The organism is Paenibacillus sp. BT-177, assembly GCF_025846815.2.
In the GTDB taxonomy this organism is placed as follows: domain Bacteria; phylum Bacillota; class Bacilli; order Paenibacillales; family Paenibacillaceae; genus Paenibacillus; species Paenibacillus polymyxa_C.
In genome coordinates, this window is sequence record NZ_JAOYTP010000010.1 from 132090 (window position 1) to 150798 (window position 18709).

The 18709-nt window shown below is 45.6% G+C and carries 15 protein-coding genes, 1 tRNA gene and 2 pseudogenes; 9 read left to right on the forward strand and 9 right to left on the reverse strand.

Annotated elements, in window-relative coordinates; all coding sequences use genetic code 11:
* Positions 1-45 precede the first annotated feature (45 nt).
* From frlD to OIU26_RS22335, 5 genes and pseudogenes are all read right to left on the reverse strand, one after another.
* Complete coding sequence (gene frlD, locus OIU26_RS22315; protein WP_165083472.1) at positions 46-828, reverse strand: fructoselysine 6-kinase; 783 nt, start codon at positions 826-828, stop codon at positions 46-48.
* A gap of 95 nt (positions 829-923) precedes the next feature.
* Positions 924-1937, reverse strand: coding sequence for an SIS domain-containing protein (locus OIU26_RS22320; protein WP_264218060.1), 1014 nt, complete (start codon positions 1935-1937; stop codon positions 924-926).
* A 161-nt stretch (positions 1938-2098) separates the two neighbouring features.
* Positions 2099-3445 (reverse strand): amino acid permease, encoded by a 1347-nt coding sequence (locus OIU26_RS22325; protein WP_264218061.1) that lies wholly within the window; start codon positions 3443-3445, stop codon positions 2099-2101.
* A gap of 16 nt (positions 3446-3461) precedes the next feature.
* A pseudogene (locus OIU26_RS22330) lies at positions 3462-4289 on the reverse strand (TIM barrel protein).
* A 283-nt stretch (positions 4290-4572) separates the two neighbouring features.
* Positions 4573-5334 carry an SDR family oxidoreductase gene (locus OIU26_RS22335; protein ID WP_264218062.1) on the reverse strand — a complete coding sequence of 254 codons (762 nt, stop codon included), beginning with the start codon at positions 5332-5334 and terminating at the stop codon, positions 4573-4575.
* A gap of 163 nt (positions 5335-5497) precedes the next feature.
* Here OIU26_RS22335 and OIU26_RS22340 point away from each other — a divergent pair.
* From OIU26_RS22340 to OIU26_RS22355, 4 genes and pseudogenes are all read left to right on the forward strand, one after another.
* Positions 5498-6392, forward strand: a pseudogene (locus OIU26_RS22340) (AraC family transcriptional regulator).
* Between the two features lie 257 nt (positions 6393-6649).
* Positions 6650-8266 (forward strand): spore germination protein, encoded by a 1617-nt coding sequence (locus tag OIU26_RS22345; protein ID WP_436449191.1) that lies wholly within the window; start codon positions 6650-6652, stop codon positions 8264-8266.
* Between the two features lie 12 nt (positions 8267-8278).
* Positions 8279-9505 carry a Ger(x)C family spore germination protein gene (locus OIU26_RS22350; protein WP_264218064.1) on the forward strand — a complete coding sequence of 409 codons (1227 nt, stop codon included), beginning with the start codon at positions 8279-8281 and terminating at the stop codon, positions 9503-9505.
* Between the two features lie 29 nt (positions 9506-9534).
* A complete protein-coding gene (locus OIU26_RS22355) occupies positions 9535-10632 on the forward strand; it encodes a GerAB/ArcD/ProY family transporter (RefSeq protein WP_165083462.1) in 1098 nt (365 codons plus the stop codon).
* Positions 10633-10937: 305 nt separating this feature from the next.
* Here OIU26_RS22355 and OIU26_RS22360 read toward each other — a convergent pair whose 3' ends face one another.
* The 3 genes from OIU26_RS22360 to OIU26_RS22370 form a co-directional block, all read right to left on the reverse strand.
* The gene (locus tag OIU26_RS22360) at positions 10938-11060 is read right to left on the reverse strand and encodes a hypothetical protein (RefSeq protein WP_255305602.1); all 123 of its coding nucleotides are present in this window, start codon (positions 11058-11060) and stop codon (positions 10938-10940) included.
* A 194-nt stretch (positions 11061-11254) separates the two neighbouring features.
* Positions 11255-11326: transfer RNA gene (locus tag OIU26_RS22365), tRNA-Thr, on the reverse strand.
* Between the two features lie 73 nt (positions 11327-11399).
* Positions 11400-11747, reverse strand: a complete 348-nt coding sequence (locus OIU26_RS22370) for an MTH1187 family thiamine-binding protein (protein ID WP_264218065.1) — start codon at positions 11745-11747, stop codon at positions 11400-11402.
* A gap of 522 nt (positions 11748-12269) precedes the next feature.
* Between OIU26_RS22370 and OIU26_RS22375 the strand changes: the two genes are divergently transcribed.
* The 5 genes from OIU26_RS22375 to OIU26_RS22395 all read left to right on the forward strand — a co-directional run bounded on the left by OIU26_RS22375 (position 12270) and on the right by OIU26_RS22395 (position 17579).
* On the forward strand, positions 12270-14603 hold the full coding sequence (locus tag OIU26_RS22375) for a ribonucleoside-diphosphate reductase subunit alpha (protein ID WP_264218066.1): 2334 nt from the start codon (positions 12270-12272) through the stop codon (positions 14601-14603).
* Positions 14604-14623: 20 nt separating this feature from the next.
* A complete protein-coding gene (locus OIU26_RS22380; protein ID WP_025676245.1) occupies positions 14624-15655 on the forward strand; it encodes a ribonucleotide-diphosphate reductase subunit beta in 1032 nt (343 codons plus the stop codon).
* Positions 15656-15826: 171 nt separating this feature from the next.
* Positions 15827-16351, forward strand: coding sequence for a hypothetical protein (locus OIU26_RS22385; RefSeq protein ID WP_238791114.1), 525 nt, complete (start codon positions 15827-15829; stop codon positions 16349-16351).
* Positions 16303-16701: a HAMP domain-containing protein gene (locus OIU26_RS22390; RefSeq protein WP_264218067.1), complete on the forward strand. Its 399-nt coding sequence runs from the start codon at positions 16303-16305 to the stop codon at positions 16699-16701. Before OIU26_RS22385 ends, OIU26_RS22390 begins: the two co-directional genes overlap by 49 nt.
* Positions 16698-17579, forward strand: a complete 882-nt coding sequence (locus OIU26_RS22395; protein ID WP_264218068.1) for a methyl-accepting chemotaxis protein — start codon at positions 16698-16700, stop codon at positions 17577-17579. The genes OIU26_RS22390 and OIU26_RS22395 overlap by 4 nt, the downstream gene beginning before the upstream one ends.
* A 228-nt stretch (positions 17580-17807) precedes the next feature.
* Here the strand turns inward: OIU26_RS22395 and OIU26_RS22400 are convergent, their stop codons facing one another.
* The gene (locus OIU26_RS22400) at positions 17808-18644 is read right to left on the reverse strand and encodes an HAD hydrolase-like protein (protein ID WP_264218069.1); all 837 of its coding nucleotides are present in this window, start codon (positions 18642-18644) and stop codon (positions 17808-17810) included.
* Between the last annotated feature and the right edge of the window lie 65 nt (positions 18645-18709).

The window sequence follows — 18709 nt, forward strand, 5'->3', positions numbered from 1 at the left end:
CATCAATGATTATAATAAGTATTATACATTGATGATCATCTCCAGTCACCATGCACCGAAATAACCTATCGTCTTCCCGGCTGTGATTGCCCCAAGCTCCAGGCAGTTCTCAGTTGAAAACCCTTTCAATCGGCCGTAAATGAACCCGGCAATGAAGGAATCCCCAGCTCCCATCGTATCCACGACGTTCACCTTACCCACGCCGTGCGGAAAGAATTGTTCCCCATCGTAAGCAAGCGAACCGTTCTCTCCCAAGGTAGCTACAGCAATCTGCGCTCCTCTTTGCTTGACCTCTACCAAGAGCTGGCGGATATAATCATCATCCTGAGTGTACGAAAAGAATGGATAGTCTATATAGGGCGTTAACGTCTGTACCCGATCATCCTGCAGTTGATCTGAAAAATCAAAGGAAGTGATCAGGCCCTTTTCCTTAAAGAGAGGAAAGTACGGATCGGCATGGCCCCATATCCCCGAGTGGACAAGCTGATAATGGCCAGCAAAATCGAGCTCTTCTGCTGTAAGGAAGAACTGTGTCATAACTCCCTCGTCGTAATCGCCGAACTTCCGGTCATTCTCCACCATCTCTACGTGGGTTACCGCTGTTTTTCCGTCCTTTTTTGAAATCCGGGAAGTATCCACGCCCTTGTCCTGAATAGCCTGGATCATGATCTCCCCATAAATGTCGGTGCCCACCCAGCCCAGATAGGCCGTCTTTGCACCCATTTCAGTTAAATAGACGGCCACATTCACCGGATTGCCTCCAGGATAGGCTTTGCCGCTTGCTTGATAGACATCCATGCAGTTATCCCCGACTGTAATGATTCTCATCTTGCTCCCACCTTCCCTGCTATTAAAGAATGAGCACTACAAAGTAGTGCTCAAATCAAATGCATCAATATAGAATGAACTAAAGACTGCACATCTTAATATTCCATTTGACGATAGTATCTTCTAAGTGTTAACGGATGATTTCTCTCACGCTCCAGGTAGGCGCTGATACGGCTTAGTACAGACCAGTTGATACTTACGGCAAAATGCTTTCTGAACTCCTCGCTAATGCCTTCCATGGCAAAGTCTTTGGTATCAATAATGGTCAGCTTCTTCGTAATCTTCTCAGCGAATCTCTCTACCCGATCCATCAGAGGTCTTGTCTCATCTTCGCCTTTCAGCAGAATAACACTGGTATCTTCAACCACAAGCTCAAGCGTGCCATGGAAGAATTCCGCCGCATGAATCGACTTCGCATGAATCCACTGCATTTCTTCCAGGATACACATCGCGTAGGAGTACGTATTCCCCCACAGGTTGCCGGAGCCAACCATCATATGATAGTCAGTATCTTTATGCTCTTTTGCAAAAGCTTCCGCTTTAGGGTCAAAGGTCTTGACTGCGTCCAGAATCGCACGCGGCAATAAGGCAACTTCCTTCGTGAACTGCTCATATTGAGGGAACTCATTGTTGTTATACATGAACCGGAACACAACCATGTACAGGAGCATGAAGAATGTATCGAAGGAATGTTTCTCCGAGCCAGTAGTGATGCAGTGATCTACAATTTTGGTTAACGGAGTGTCCCTTTCTGCCACAAGTGCAATCGTAGTCGCTCCCCGTTCCTTACAGAACTCGGCTGCCGCAACGGTCTCCTGCGTGGTTCCCGACACAGATGTAAAAATACATACGGAATCCTTACTGAAATGTCTGTTGTTCATCACCATAAACTCAGCGGCAATCGCCGCATGCACATCAATGGTCGAGTTTGATTTCAGAATATACTCATAAGGATACATCATCGCAATTGTGCCACCCGCACCAATCAGAAAAATATTGCTGTACCCTTTCTTGGCGATCTCGTCTACAATCTCTTCAATTTGTCCTCTAAAGGCCAGGCCCTCTTGCTCCACAAGCTTAAGGAATAACTGTTCGTCAAAATTCAACATTTACGTTCCCTCCCTAATACTGGAGCGGTTCCTCTCCAATATCATCCAATTTTATTTGTTATATACAGTAGTATAACCAGGCAATACAATTAAAACAACTCTTTTTGTACAATCTGAAGGAAATCAGTAAGTTAGAGTTCGCTCCCTTCATTTCATCCGGGCTAAATGACTATATTGCTGCTGTCATGACTGCTTTTAGATCCATACTTCTTCTCCCAGTAGTAATACACAGGCAGACCCGTTGCGATGACTATCGCCGCGGCAATCATGCCCTGCACTGGAGCCCACGTAAAGGTTCCCCAAGCCAGCCATCCTGCCCCAAGGATAGCCAGAATAGTGGTTACTCTCCACATTGGCATGCGGTAAATCGGGTTATAATCCTCTCTCTTACGGCATTTATAGACTGCGGCAAAATCCATAATGTTAATGACCAGCTGAATCAGCGTGAAATAACCAAGCAGTTCAGTTAAATTGCTGAAGAACACAAGAATACAGGCCAACGTAACCTGAGCAATGATCGAAAAGCTTGGTGTTTCGAATTTGGGATGAACTTTCGCAAAACGCTGAAAGAACAGGCCATCCTTCGCCATGGCATACTCCAGGCGAGGCTGAAACATAATGCAAGAGCTCAAGGAACCCAGAATAACAATAATCGCGGTAACGGCTACAAAGGATGAGGCCATGCCGGATAATCCGGGAATATACTTGACGGCGTCGGACACAGCGGAGCTGGAACCCATCAGTTTATCGAACGGCATTAGGCCGGTGACACATACCGCAAGCAGCGTATATAGACCCAATACAATCAGTACCGAACTAATTAATGCCCGAGGGAGAACTTTCCCTGGATTTTTGAATTCTCCAGCCATAAAACAAATGGCGGCCATTCCCGTGTAAGCCCACGTCGTGGCAGATACGCCACCGATTAAGCTTGAACTTGTCGCTCCTGCGGCGGGTGTGTAAGCAAAGTTGTCAAAGTTCATGTACATGAGGCCCAGCACAATGACAATCAGGAAAGGGATGATTTTGATAGCCGTAATAATGACTTGAAAACTACCGCCTGCCTTGACACTTCGATAATGGATGGACGTGATGATCAGAATGATCGCTACTCCTAGCAGTTTACCGGCAATTCCAACGAAGAAAGGGAAGAAATTCGCCAGGTATGCAACAATGGCCAGAGCCATGATTGAAATGGACGGAGGATCGAGTGCCCAGAAGGTTGCCCATCCGTATAGAAAGGCCAAAGGCCTCCATCCTGCTTTATTCAAGTATACGTAACCGCTTCCATTTTGCGGGTAGGCAGTCGCCAACTCAGCCAGCACCATGACCTGCGGAATCGCAATAACTCCACCAATAATCCAGGCTAAAATTGAGATCGAGGGCATACCCGCAGCTTTTGCGACATCACCGGAAGAGACGAAGATTCCGGAACCTACCGTAGTTCCAACAGCGATGGCTAGGGCCGACCAAAAGCCCAGTTTTCGTGTAAGTGAGTCATTACTCATAACGAGTTCCTCCAAATCAAGGTGATAAGAATTCCATTCCCCTTATTTTCCTGACCGATTCCCTAAGTGCTTCCTGCGGATTCTGATAATAATTGAACCCCATAATCTCTAGTGTACAAGCTCCCTCGTAATTATGGCTCTGAAGACTGGTTAGATATTCCCGCCAATTCAGCCCCCCATCATCGAGAGCCAGATGCGCATCAGACGAGCCGTCACCGTCGATCAGATGAAAATGAACCATCTCCGGGAGTAAGGAGAAATAATCCTCGGGTGTCTCGTTAGCGAGTTGCATCGCTACGGTGTCGATCATCCCTTTTAATGACGGGGAACGGATCTCCTACAACATCCTCTTGATTCCCTTAGCATCGATAATTAGATTCGATTCGAATCGGGTCAGAGGCTCCAACGCTAAAGTCATCCCTTCCTTCTCAGCCACCCTGGATATCTGATAGATGGAGTCGCTCGCATATTTCCATGATTCCAATTGCGGTACAGCGAAGTCTCCTATTCCTGAAGTCACAAGCATCATATCGGTCTCCAGCTCCAGCGCCGCGTACAGATTATCTATGAAGTAATCGATGCTCTTCTGCCGTAGCTGGAGGTCAGAAGCGGCAATATTGAAGGGATAGACACACTGTTCCGGCGTATAACAGACGACCTTCATGTCTCGGGATTTCAGCTGCTGCCTCATGTGCCTCAAGTTGCCAAGAACATTCCGATAGACGTACAAATGAGGCTCGCTCGCCCACAACTCGATGTGCTCGATCCCAAGCTCGGCGACTTGGTCCAGGAAGTGCTCGAAAGGAAAATGCCTATACGTAATATTCATTCCCGCAATCTTCATTTGCTTCACCCCCTCTCATGTAAGCGCTTTTAATTGTTATGTCTTGTATTATAACTAGGAGTAACAAAGATTTCAATGTCTTTTTGAAAATAAATTAAAAAGTCATTCATCCGGTTTTTATGTAGGTTGCTCAGCTCTTATAGGAGCAAAAAAAGCAAGCCTCAACGAGTACATTTGCTCGTTTGGCCTGCTTTTTTGTCCTGTCCAGGGATTAAGTGCTCTTGTAATCGCGCCCACATTACTTTCGCTGAAGCACTGGCTTACTTATCATACCCCTTATACCTTACACTTGAGATGTGGGGCGAATCACGATCTCATTCACATCAACGTCAACCGGCTGCTCAATCGCGTACGCAATGGCACGGGCAATCGCCTCCGGTGGCAACGCGAACTGGTCACGAAGCTCTTCGAGCCGGGCCCTCACCTCAAGATTCGTCACACCTTCAGCGAAATTCGTCCGAACCAAACCGGGTGAAATGATCGTTACCCGCACCTTATCACCGGCTTCCTGTCGCAAACCCTCAGAGATGGCGCGGACAGCGAATTTCGTGGCAGAATAAACAGACTGGTTCGGTACAGTTTTATGTCCTGCTGTAGAAGCAATGTTGACGAAATGTCCGGAACCCAGCTTGCGAAAGACAGGCAGTGCTGCGGCGATGCCGTACAAAACACCTTTAATGTTGACGTCGATCATGTCCTCCCAATCCTCAACACGCAAGTCGTCAAGGGGAGAAATCGGCATCACGCCGGCGTTGTTCACGAGAACGTCAATCGTGCCGAATCGCTCACATGCCAAATGGATGAGCTTGGTTACATCCTCCCGCCGTCTGACATCTGTGCTAGCATACACGACTTCACCGCCAACCTCCGCGATGCGGGCCGCAAGAGCTTCAAGGCGCTCAGGTCGCCGTGCCCCAAGTACGACTTTTGCCCCATGCTCAGCCAGTAAAAGCGTAGTCGCTTCACCAATCCCACTGCTTGCACCCGTAATGACAACAACTTTATCTTTGATTCCGGACAGGGTTGCATTCTGGATTAATCTCATTGCCGAATCCTTCTTTCATCTGGAAATTTGTCTTTCGCCTTGAATTATAAGAAATATCAAAATAAAGCAGATAGACGATTCATACGCGTTCCTTGCCTATTCCTGTCCGGTTTGAGTTACAATATTCATATCAGATTAAATGAAAAAGGATTGGTGAATAAGTTTGAACCAACTCATTACGGAGTTAGCTAAGCAAATAGCACGGCATACGCCTAAGGATGGTTTACACCAAACAGCGATTCCAGAGCTTTGTTTCAGGCGCGCATCCGCGGAGTCGAAACCGACGCATACCCTCAACATGCCCTCTCTTTACATAATTGCCCAAGGCTCTAAAACTGCCACATTTGTCGGGGAAAGCCTCATGTGCGATTCGTCCAGTTATATGGTTGCATCCGTACATCTACCAGTGATTGGGAAAATTACTCATGCTTCTCCACAGTTGCCGTACCTAAGTTTACAATTAACACTTAGCCCTGATGTCATTATAGATATATGCACGAAATCTAGTTTGCAGAAAAAGGGAGACACGGGAAGGGGCATTTTGGTTAATCCGTCCACTTCCTTTCTGTTAGATGCGATTTTACGCCTCGTCAATCTTTTAGATTCACCCACGGATATCGAGATACTAGCTCCACTCTACATCCGGGAGATATTTTATCGTGTGCTGGAGGGAGAGCAAGGAGCGTTACTCAGGCAGTTCGCCGTGATCGGAAGCTATGCACAAGGTATTTCAAATGCAATACATGTAATCAATCGTGACTATTCTGAACAGCTAGTCATTGAAGAGTTAGCAAAAAAAGTGAACATGAACCCAACAACCTTTCACAAGCACTTCAAAAGAGTAACGGGAATGAGCCCCCTTTCAAAAGATCATTCGATTGCAGAGCGCACGTCGACTGATGCTCACGGAAGGCTACGATGCTGCAACGGCAGGATTTCAGGTCGGTTACGAAAGCCCTTCTCAGTTCAACCGAGAATACGCTCGTTTATTCGGACGCCCACCGATGAGAGATATCAGTCATCTACGTGACATAGAACTACCATCCCAGCTAATTTAGAAGTTTACGAACGTCAGGCAGATAAGTTAGCTGATGATGTCTTTTATCTACCTTAAATAGAACATAAATAGCCCATCGCCCTGTAAATTGGAAGTAAAGAAGCACTGCCAGTACACTGTTAAGCTAACGGGGATCTCCACAATAAACATAGCTGCAATGGATTGATATGCGACCATCTTTTGACAAGACAGTACATATAAACTGTGGAATAGCAGCATATTACAGTTGACCGTTATATAGAAGGGAACTATATGGCCATGGTTGACAAGTTAAAAAAATGGCTGTTTAAACAGCCTTCACGATCTAAAAATGGCAGCAGCCCTAAGCCAGCTAATGATGAAAAATCGTCTGAATTATCCAAAGAGCTGAGTGGTACGCTTAAGGACAACGTGACCATGCTGAAGCAGAAAATAGGACATAGCACGGATTTCATTCTTCGTTGTTTGAACGATAAACAGGGCAATCCGGTTCTCGCCGTAGGCTTTCTTCAAGGTTTGATTGATCAGCAAATTTTAACGACACTGTTGGAGGAGCTCACTGCAGGTATTCGAAATGGAGATGTCTCTGATCGTAATGTTGAAAGTTGGTTGATGGATCATATCCCTATTGGGGGGATCACTGGCCTTGACAATGAGCAATCGCTTATCCATGCCGTTCTTTATGGACAGGTTGCTCTCCTTGTCGATGGCAGCACTAAGGCCTTTGCTGCTTCTATGAGCGGGGGGGCTAAAAGAGCAGTTGAGGAGCCAACATCGCAGACAGTAATTCGCGGCCCTAAAGAGGGGTTTACAGAGGATATATCCACCAATATCGCACTCCTCCGGAGAAGGATCAAATCAACTGAACTCCACTTTGATTCTCGAATTATCGGATCATACACGCAGACGAAGGTATCGGTGGCATATATTCGAGGCATTGCAGATCCAGAGGTGGTTAAGGAAATCTCCAGACGATTAGATTCCATTAACACTGACAGTATTCTCGAAAGTGGATATATCGAGGAATTTATTCAAGATGGGGTATGGACACCCTTTCCAACCATATATAACACTGAGCGCCCGGATACTGTAGCAGGCAGCTTGCTTGAAGGATTAGTAGCGATATTGGTTGATGGGACTCCATTTGTACTGATTGCTCCCGTAGCTTTTTTTCGATTTATCGCCTCCAGTGAGGACTACTACCAACGTTATGATTTGGCATCTTTTCTTCGGATCGTTCGGATGTCATCCTTTTTCTTGGCATTGCTGTTACCCTCGTTCTTTATTGCAACAACTACATTTCACCAGGAAATGTTGCCTACAACACTGCTTATCACTCTGGCTGCGCAGAGAGAGAGTACACCATTGCCAGCTTTGCTTGAGGCATTGCTAATGGAGCTGACCTTTGAGGTTATCCGCGAAGCAGGTGTACGAATGCCACGTGCCGTAGGACCTGCAATCTCTATTGTCGGGGCATTGGTTCTTGGACAAGCTGCTGTTCAGGCGGGATTGGTTTCCGCAGCTATGGTGATTGTGGTATCATTCACAGCCATCTGCAACTTTGTACTACCTGCGATCAATATGGCGGGGGCTGTTCGTCTGCTCAGATTTGGACTTATGCTGTTAGCGGGTTTATTTGGATTGTACGGCGTTTTGGCGGGAATGGTCCCCATCCTCGTTCGATTAGTATCTATAAATTCGTTCGGCATTCCTTATATGGTACCGATCGCACCTTTCTATAAGAGCAATATGAAAGACATGTTAGTGCGTGTACCTTGGTGGAAAATGAAGAAAAGACCGATAATGATTGGGGGTTCCAATCCAGTAAGGCAGACAACAGAGCAGGAATCATATGCAGAACAAGCGGGCGAACACGGCCGAGATCCCATGGCGTAAGGAGGAGCAGATATGTCCCAATTAGGCAGGTTTATTTGGGTCTTGATCATATTATTCATTTTGGCAGGTTGCTGGAACCGAGTCGAACTGAATGAGCTATGGGTAACCGCAGCTACAGGAGTAGATATGATGGACGACGGACAGTGGATGGTTTCCTATCAGATTATTGTTCCCTCCGCCCTTGCAAGTGGAACCGGAGGAGGATCGGGAGCGACTTCTCAACCAGCATCCCATGTATTCTCTGTAAAGTCCAAAACCTATAATCAAGCGTTATCGTACAGCAATTTGGAAACATCCAGACGAATTTACGTAGCACATAATCGTGTTGTATATATCGGTAAGAGAGCGGCTGAGAAGGGAATGGACCGTTTAATCGATTTTTATCTTCGTAATACGGAAGCGAGGGAAATGGTATCTATGATTGTTACGGACGGACTAGCATCCGATCTATTAAAGAAATTATCGCCACCTGAAAAACTTCAAGGCGCCGCCATGGCTGATTTGGTCGACAAAGAGAGCGATATTTTATCGTTGTTTCCAAAAGTTAGGGTTTATGATTTCGTATTAAGCATGAACTCGGATTCCAAATCTATTGGAGTACCGGTCGCCGAGTTGACCGGAGAAAGGGACTATCAGGACGAGAAGGAAGCAGAGAGTCTGGATGTCTTCAAAAAAACCTCGGTCCCACTCAAGCTGGCATTGACTAAATTGGCGATATTCCAAAAAGGAAAGCTTAAAGGGTTTCTCAACAAGGAAGAGAGTCTGGGTGTATCTTATCTGTCTCAAAAGGTTAACAACACCGAAATTTCGTTCCCATGCAACGAACAACCCGGTAGGGATATTTACTCTTCCCTACTAGTAAATTCTGCTAATGTAAAGCTTACACCCAGAAAAACCAGTTCTCATTACACTATGCAGGTTAGAGTGAAAATTAACGGGACTTTAAATGAAACTACATGCACTAAGGATATTTCCAAGACGAAGACCATACATGATCTGGAAGAAGAGATTGCAAAAGAAGTGACCAAAACGATAAATGAGGGCTGGACTAAACTTCAGGAATTTGGTGCAGACGCAACTGGTTTTGCTGACCGGATTCACCGGAGGTTCCCAAGGGAGTGGGAGACGGTGAAAAAAGACTGGGAGCAAGAATTCAAGAGGATAGAACTAGACATTCGAGTGGATGCACGGATTCAGCGTCCTGGCCTCCTACAGAAGCATATCGGAAGTCAAACCTAACCCATTTTGTATAAAGGGGCTTTGAAAGTATGAGTAAAACTGTCACCAAGGTATCCGGGTTAGCAATCGCTTTTTCCTTGTTTCAGGTAGGCAGTACAACATTATTCCTATTGGGAGCTACAGCCAAGCAGGATGCATGGCTGGCCATGCTGATCGGTGCGCTTGCAGGCTTCGTACTGCTAATTATGTATTTATACATGCATAAGATTGACCCACACCGGGACTTATATGAGCTCCTATGCCATTATTGGGGAAAATGGATAGGTAGTCTGGGGGGACTTCTGTTCATCAGTTACTTTGCTTATGAAGCTTCCAGGAGTGTCAGGGACATTGGTGAGCTCGGCGCACTGACATTGCTGAACAGAACCCCTACCGAAGTTATTACGTTTATAGCGTTAATTGTCTGTGCCGATGTGGTGCGGTTTGGACCGAGGGTCTGGTTCCTTCTATGTCATATATTCCTCCTTCTGTTGATTTTTGGTTATGGGACTCTATTATTGCTTACTCCTTTTACAGGACTCATTCACTTTGAATTTTTGTTCCCTGTATTGGAGAACGGTTTAACTCCCGTATTGAAGGCTGCCATTCCCGAGATCGTGTCTTTTCCCTTCGGGCAGACGGTTCTTTTTCTTGTGCTATTCAAAATCATCACGGATAAACGTAAATTAAAGCGGTCGATCGTCATTGTTTACTGGATCACTGCTGTGTTCCTTATCGTTATGAATGAGCTATCAGTCCTGGTTCTAGGTCCAGAATGGGCGGCATCAAGCACCTATCCCTTGTTTGAGGTTACTCAACTAATTCAGCTTCCGAAAATCGTTGAGAGAGCTGATGTCCTGTTTACGATGATTCTATTTATTGGAATCGGAGTCAAAACGGCGGGTTTTATGTTTGGTGCTGTCATAGGGCTTCAAACGATAACCTCCTTAAGATATAAGCCTGCGTTACTGTTGCTAAGCATCATCATATATGCTCTTACGTTTCTCTCCCCTAGGTTAACCGAATTTTTGTGGTTCGGTCTTCATGTAGTCTTGGTTCAAGTCTGGCCTATCTTTCAAATTGCTCTGCCTGTCCTCCTTTTCCTGACCATGCTAATTCGGAAGAAAAAGAGAAGGGCTTATAGTTAGTACCTATTTTTTCTTTTGGTTAATAAGCAGGTAAATAACCATATTATTGAAGCGCACCCCCTCGACTATTTATCTGATCTTTATGATTACTTTGTCTTAACCTGCCAATTCAATTAATCATAACAGACAGCTTATTTTGTATACATTATTTGTAATGCAGCATTGCTTTTAATTACACATTAATTCATCACTTCTGAGAATCATAAATTTGTACAAGGGGTACTGTACAATACACTGTCCTTAGATTGTTCAACAAAAATTCCCGCCGACCAGTTCAGGTTAGCAGGGATTTGCTTTGCTTACGTTTAAGCTCCTCCAATGGTAACCTGAGGCTGGATACTATGGTGGTTAAAGGCTTGATCTGGAACAGTTATAATAAACAACAAAAAGCTAGCCGCGATAATCAGCAGTACCGTTTTTTTTAACATTAGTCATCCACATCTTTTCAATAAGATTTTAAAAACAGCTTTGGTTTCAGGACTGCATGATTCCGAAAATGTAAAAATAGCCCCGCCTTTACTAGACTAAAGGTTAGAAAAATGGTAGAAGATTGTCCAAAATCACAAAAAAAGCGCGACCTCCAAAAAGCTTGGAAGCCGCGCTGTGCTTGAGTTTTATAGAATGCTGGTGAAGGGAATTGAACCCCCGGCCTACGCATTACGAGTGCGTTGCTCTACCCCTGAGCTACACCAGCAGGTCAGTATGACTGACAACAAAAACTATTATACTCTTAGTTACATAAAAATCAATCACTTACATCAACTTTATCAACTAGGATTTGGATTTAATTCTGTAACATTTCCTGTCGTGGTTCCGGATAGTTTATCTGCGACGGATCTGAGCTTTTGGCGACTGGATGAAGGCTTATCACGGCGATCATCAATTTTGACTGAGGTGGAAACACGTTTGACTCCTGCTAGGAATGGCGCTTCGTGCAGCGCAGCAATAGCGGTGAACACATCATCCAACGACCCCTCAATAATCGTACTCATGGAGGTAAGCTCATAGGTAATTCCTTTTTGCGTCTTCAACACTTTTTGCATTTGAGCAACATAGTCGCTCAGGCTCGTACTCCCCGTTCCAATCGGGATCACTGTCACTTCTGCAATAGCCATCACCAAGTTCCTCCTTTAATTTAAAAAAATCTTCTTTTTTAAGATTCTAAAACCCAGTCCATAAAGCAACCTTGTTTTGCAAGAAAAGTTCCATATGTATACTGCTTGTTTCCGTAGGAAACCTCTATATTATTTATTGTACCGTTCACTCCGTCTCAATTCAAATACGGCTCGCGACTTCTCTGCATATTTTGATTTTCCATTCCTTTTCCTTTACGTATGGCTTCGAATGTTGCTATAATACTCCTTGCACTTATTTGAAATTTTAAGTTTATACACACAATATGTTGGGTTAAATATTCATAACACCTCTAAATATAGTGATGTAGCCGATGAGCCCTACGGGAACCATCTTTTTCCCCTTCATTGGCAGGCGCATCGCTATTTCTATGTTATTGGATTACATACAGCCCCAAAATGCTGTCTGACCATCGCTTTTTTCATCATTTTCTTTTCTCAGATCATTTTCATGCCTATTCCCTAAGTATGAATTCCAAATCAAGAAAGCGAGGAATTAATCCTATGCCACAACTCGTAACCAAACCAAACAATCGCCAGTTGGCTTTTGATGAAATACGTATATCCGTATATGCTGACCGTGTGCTCAGCGGGCTGGACAAGCTGGATAAAGATCGACTCATTCGCGGTGTAACCAGTAAGCTGCGCCGGGATGAAGTCACGGGGGATGAAATTAGCAACGCATTTGCAATGGCTGCCCTAGAACTGGTTAGCAAGGAAGAACCGGACTGGAAATTTGCTGCTGCGCGTGCTTTGCTCACTTCTTTATATAAAAAAGCAGCTACTCACCGCCGTTACAAATCGTATGCAGACGAGCCTTACGGCGCTTTTTACCCACTGATCACCGATTTAGTTCAAAAAGGAATCTACCGTCAAGAACTGCTTGACTGCTACACCAAGGAGCAGATTGATGAACTCGGCGATTCCATATTGCCGCAGAATGACCTGCTGTTCGACTATATCGGACTGTTGACGCTGTCTGAGCGCTATCTGGCCAATGATTTTGACGGACGCGTAATGGAACTTCCACAGGAACGCTACATGATTATTGCAATGTACCTGATGCATCAAGAGCCTGCCGACAAGCGTATGGAGCTGGTCAAGGAAGCATACTGGGCGATGAGCAACATGTACATGACAGCAGCTACACCAACCATGTCTAATGCCGGAAAAAAGGTGGCGGGACAGCTTTCCAGCTGCTTTATCGACACCGTAGACGACTCATTGGAAGGTATTTTCGATTCCAATACCGACGTAGCCCGTCTTAGCAAAATGGGTGGCGGCATCGGCGTATACCTCGGTAAAGTACGGGCACGCGGCTCCGATATCCGCGGACATAAAAATACAAGCTCGGGTGTTATTCCTTGGATTCGCCAGTTGAACAATACAGCTGTTAGCGTGGACCAACTGGGTACACGCAAAGGCGCAATAGCCGTTTATCTGGACGTATTCCACAAAGACATTCTGGCATTCCTGGACCTAAAGCTGAACAACGGTGATGAGCGGATGCGTGCGCATGACGTGTTCCACGGCGTATGTCTACCCGATCTGTTCATGGAGCGGGTCGAAGCACGGGGCGAATGGAATCTGTTCTGTCCGCATGAAGTGAAGAAGGTCATGGGCTGGAAAGATGACAAGGGTCGTCCACTGGGACTGGAAGATTTTTATGATGAAACCTTCGGTTCAGGCTCCTTCCGCGAGAAGTATGAGGAGGCGTCACAGCATCCGATCCTTTCTCGTATTACGGTGCCTGCCATTGACATCATGAAGCGTCTGATGAAATCACAGTTGGAAACAGGTACGCCGTACATGTTCTACCGCGATACGGTAAACCGGGCTAACCCGAACCGTGCCCATGGTATGGTGTATTCCTCCAACCTGTGTACGGAAATTATGCAAAATCAATCTGCAACGGTAGTAGAAAAAGAAGAACTGGTCACCAAGGACGGACAAACACGCATTGTTATTTCCAAAATTCCTGGCGACTTTGTGGTGTGCAACCTGAACTCCATTCATCTGGCTCGTGCTGTTCCGGCAGGTGTGCTGGATCGTCTCGTACCGATTCAGGTACGTATGCTGGATAATGTTATTGATATCAACAACATTGAGGTGCTGCAAGCACAATACACGAACAGCCAATATCGTGCAGTCGGCTTGGGTACATTTGGGCTGCATCATCTGCTCGCACTTGAGGGCATCCGCTGGGAGTCCGATGAAGCGGTAATCTATAACGATCATTTGTATGAAAAAATCAACTACCTGGCTGTAAAATCCAGCATGGAGCTGGCGAAAGAAAAAGGCCGTTATGCCAAATTCGAGGGTTCCGACTGGGCGACCGGGCATTATTTCACTTCCCGTGGCTATACAGATGGTACACGTGAAGGCAAATTCGTCACTACATCCGAGTGGAGCGAGCTTGCGGAAGAAGTCCAACAAAACGGTGTCCGTAACGCATGGCTGTTCGCCATCGCGCCTAATGGTTCCACGTCCATCATTGCAGGCTCTACCGCTAGCATTGATCCACTGTATGAGTTGCTTTCCTATGAAGAGAAAACAACCTACAAGATCGCTAACCCTGCACCAGACTTGAATGAAAAAACCATCTGGTACTACAAAACAGCTTTCTTGCTGGATCAACATGCTTCGATCAACATGGCTTCTGCACGTCAGCGTCATATTGACCAAGGTCAAAGCTTTAACCTGTATGTGCGCCCAGATATTAAAGCTACCGAATTTTTAGAGCTGCACATCCATGCTTGGAAATCAGGTATGAAGTCGACCTATTATGTACGCAGCCGCGCACTGACGATTGAAGAATGCGAAAGCTGCGCATCCTAAACTAAAGGAGAGAGCCTCTCATGCAGTTACAAAAGATTTTTAACACAGAAGCGCCTAACCGCTCTACCCGTATTATTGAAGGCGAAAACTCCGGTATTCTGAACTGGAACGATATTCGGATGCCGCATATGTACAAACTATATAAAGTATTGCTACTGAACCACTGGATTCCGGATGAAATTCCGATGTCCAAGGATGCGTCCCAGTTTCCTATGCTGGATGCCGAAGAACAGCGCACCTTCAAAATTAATATCGGCCTGCTGGCCGTGCTCGACTCCATGCAGACCATGTTTGTCGGAGATGTAAAACGATATTTTACCGATTCCTCGCTGGAAGCCATTTCGGCCATTATCGGACAACAGGAAGTCGTGCATAATCAGTCCTACTCTTACGTGCTGTCTTCCTTGGTATCGGAGCAGGAGCAGAAGGAAATTTTTGAATACTGGAAAAACGATCCTGTCCTGCTGGAGCGCAACACATTCATCTCGGCGATCTACCAGGAGTTCCGCGATGAGCAGAATCCCCAAACCTTCTTCCAAGCGATGGTAGCGGATTTGATTCTGGAAGGTATTTTCTTTTACAGTACGTTTGCCTTCTTTTACAATTTGGCCCGTGACCAAAAAATGATGGCTACCAGCCAGATGATCTCGTATATTCAGCGCGATGAAAATCAGCATTGCTACTTCTTTGCCGAAGTGTTCAAGCAGCTTTTGGCTGATTTCCCTGAGCTGAACACGAAAGAGAACATGGACTACGTCTATCGTATGATCAACCGCGCTGTGGAGCTGGAAACGAATTGGGCGCATTACACGCTCAAGGAGGTTCGTGGCATTGACTTGAACGAGCTGAGCGATTATATCAAATACATGGCAAACATGCGCCTGAGACTTCTGGGTATGGACAAAGCCTATGAAGGTGTAGATGTAAATAGTATGCCTTGGATCAAGCCATTTTCGGATGAAGCCCTGAATGCAACAAAAACGGACTTTTTTGAAGCAAAATCACGCAATTATGGCAAAGTCGGAGATGACAACGGATTTGACGATTTGTAAATCATACGCTACAAGCCTTAACTCGGTTATTACTGAGTTAAGGCTTTTTTCTATGGGATGAAATTTGCACAAATGCGCAGAATTTTCATGAAACATATGAATTACTATTCATATTTCCCTACTTGAACACGATATTATATGAAGGCGAAATAATACAGTAAGGAGCATATTATGAAAAGCAAAGTCAAAAAAAGAATGGGATTACAAACCAAACTCTACTTCATCTTGCTCATTCCTTTAGTTGTGATTGGCGTCATGATTCTGTGGACGACCAAACTATCTATTCAGAATGCTTCTCTATCAACCATGCAGCTAAACAATGAAGCGTTGGCGGTGAATACGGCTAAGCTACTGGACAAATCAGCCGTCAAAAGCTTAAACACAAATCCATCCGAGCAGAGCAGTGAGTATAAAAAACTTCGGAACGAGTTAAATACGCTCAGGCTGCAAAGCGGAGTCCTGTATATGTATATGTACAATCGTGTTGGCGATGAGTGGAAGCTTACAGTGGACGGAGCTGCTTGGGACGACAAAGACTACAGTCCTTTTGGAAGCCCTGTTAGTTTCACCCGTAAAGAAACGGCAGATAGATTGAAACAAGGGGAGACGGTCACTCAGATATCACAACGGACCCTGATTGGGGAACGTTGTTTTCTTCCTTTACACCCATTAAGGATACAGATGGAACCATCATAGGCTATCTGGGAATTGACAGATCCCTTGCCTCTGTAACTGAAGTATACGAGAAAACCCTGCCTGAGGCCTACCGGCTAGTTATCCCTGTGGTCTCCATCATTCTGATCATTTCCATTGCGGCAATGGTGCTGGTAACCCGTCGAATACTGCGTCAGGTACGATTCATTAAAAATACACTGGAGCAAGTAGCCGACGGCAATCTTACGGTTACATCGCAGCAAGTTACGTATGATCAGCTAGGTGAAATCAGCGGCTTGACGAACCGAATGGTGGAAGCCATGTCCAATATGATTGTGACATTCAAAGCAGTTCAAGTACACTTCAGCAAGCATCAGAGAATATCGTCGTGACAACAGAAGGAACACTCCATCAGACTGAGGAACTGTCCCGCACACTTCAGCAAATTGCCGATGTATCTACAAACCAAGCGGATCAAACGTTAGAATCGGTTCAGCAATCTGACCGCTTAGGGCAAACGCTGGATGAAGTCGGAAGCCATGTGCACCAGTTTACGGATACGGCGCGCCATCTCAATGAGGTCCGTAACCAGGTAGCCAGTGAACATAAACAGCTATTGGAGAAGGGACGAGAAAGCGCCCTGCGAATCAAGCAAATGCAGCGTATGTCACACGCACTAACTGAAAAATCCCGCGAAGCAGCTAACATCGGGCAGCAGGTACAGGGCATCGTAAAGCAGACGCAGATTTTATCCTTTAATGCCTCGATTGAGGCCTCCCGTGCAGGGGAAGCTGGTAAAGGCTTTTCTGTCGTAGCTCATGAGATGGGACAACTTGCCCAACAATCTGCCATGTCCATTCGTGAAATCGACCAAATCCTAAGCAGCTTTGTCGAGCAAATTGAGCAAATGGGCGATCAATTTGATCAAAATATAAACACTGTCAATGAACAAGAAAAACAAATTGCATTATGTTTACAGTCTGTTGACAAAGTCACCCAGGTTTCAGAGGAAGTTCAGGAACTTGCTGCACATTTGGCCCAATTGACGACAGAAATGCACGAGGTACGTCACAGCGTAGATCAACATCTGAATCACACAGCCAGCGCGGCGCAGCAAACTGCCGGAATGACGGAAGACGTATCCGCAAGCGCACAGAAGCAGGCTTTAGCGGTAAAAGAACTATCCGCAGTAGCACGTAATCTGACTACACTATCAAACAATCTACAGCGTCATGCTGATCAGTTCCGGGTGAAGAGTTCAGACCAATAATGATTTCGGTGAACTGTGACCCGTAAGATGGACACTTGATCTAAAGTGTCCATCTTACGGGTCATTTTACAGACGAAAAGGAGTACACTCAAAAGGAGCATTCGCTAACATAGCGAATGCTCCTTTTGAGGTTAGAAAGCCAAGCTGAGTACACCTTTATCCAGGTAGATGCATACATATATAACCTAGAAGGTCAATTTAAGCACTTAAGAGTTATAGCCGTTATTCTCACGATGGGGGAATCGCAACTGTTTTCATTGGCTTCATATAAGAAGGATAGCCTCCCGTATGCTGGAGCATTTCAATTTCACGCAAAATACGCGGCAAGTCAGCGACCGAGTTCATCACGATGTGGGCCCCTGCCCTTTTCAAACCATATATACTTTGTCTGCGTCGTTCCTCGGCTACTCTATCGTCCACTTCACAGCTTGTAGTGTGGTTCGCGGCCAAAGCACTCTCGTTATGGTTCAACACACCAATCGTCCAAACGCCGGCATTCCGTCCTTCTTGCATATCGGCTGCTGTGTCTCCTACCTTTACAATATCGCTAAGCGGGAATACCTGCAGGCGATGTGCAATTTCATAGATCATCCACGGATAAGGCCTCCCCTGCGAAACTTCACATGGGGCTACCATACAATCCAGCGTATAGGGTGACTGTGCAGGCGTGAATACATGACTCAGCATTTCCATCGGGCAGGATGCAGTAGCGCCTGACTGAATGTTGCGATCTTGAAGCTCCTGCAACGCCCTATCTATACCGGTAGCAGTCTCAGCCCCTTGGATCAAAGAGCGAAGAACAGGGACAAGCTCAAGATAAATATGCTCAATATCCATTCTGCCAGGATGCGCACCAAAGCACTCCAACCATTTTCTACGAACCTCTGAAAGTCCAAGCACATTCGCAATATGATCCCGGATGGGCAGTCCTCGTCCATGAGTTACCTGCTCTTCAGTTACCTGTATACCCTTCCATCTAAAGATGTCGCACATTCCCTGGATTAAGCCCCGACCTCCGGGGTCTAACAATGTACTTTCCAGATTAAAAATAACCGCCTGTATCAAGCAATCCCCGCCTTTCCGTACCGCGGCTATCCGCAATCTTTATTTTGCTTAGGAACATGATACAC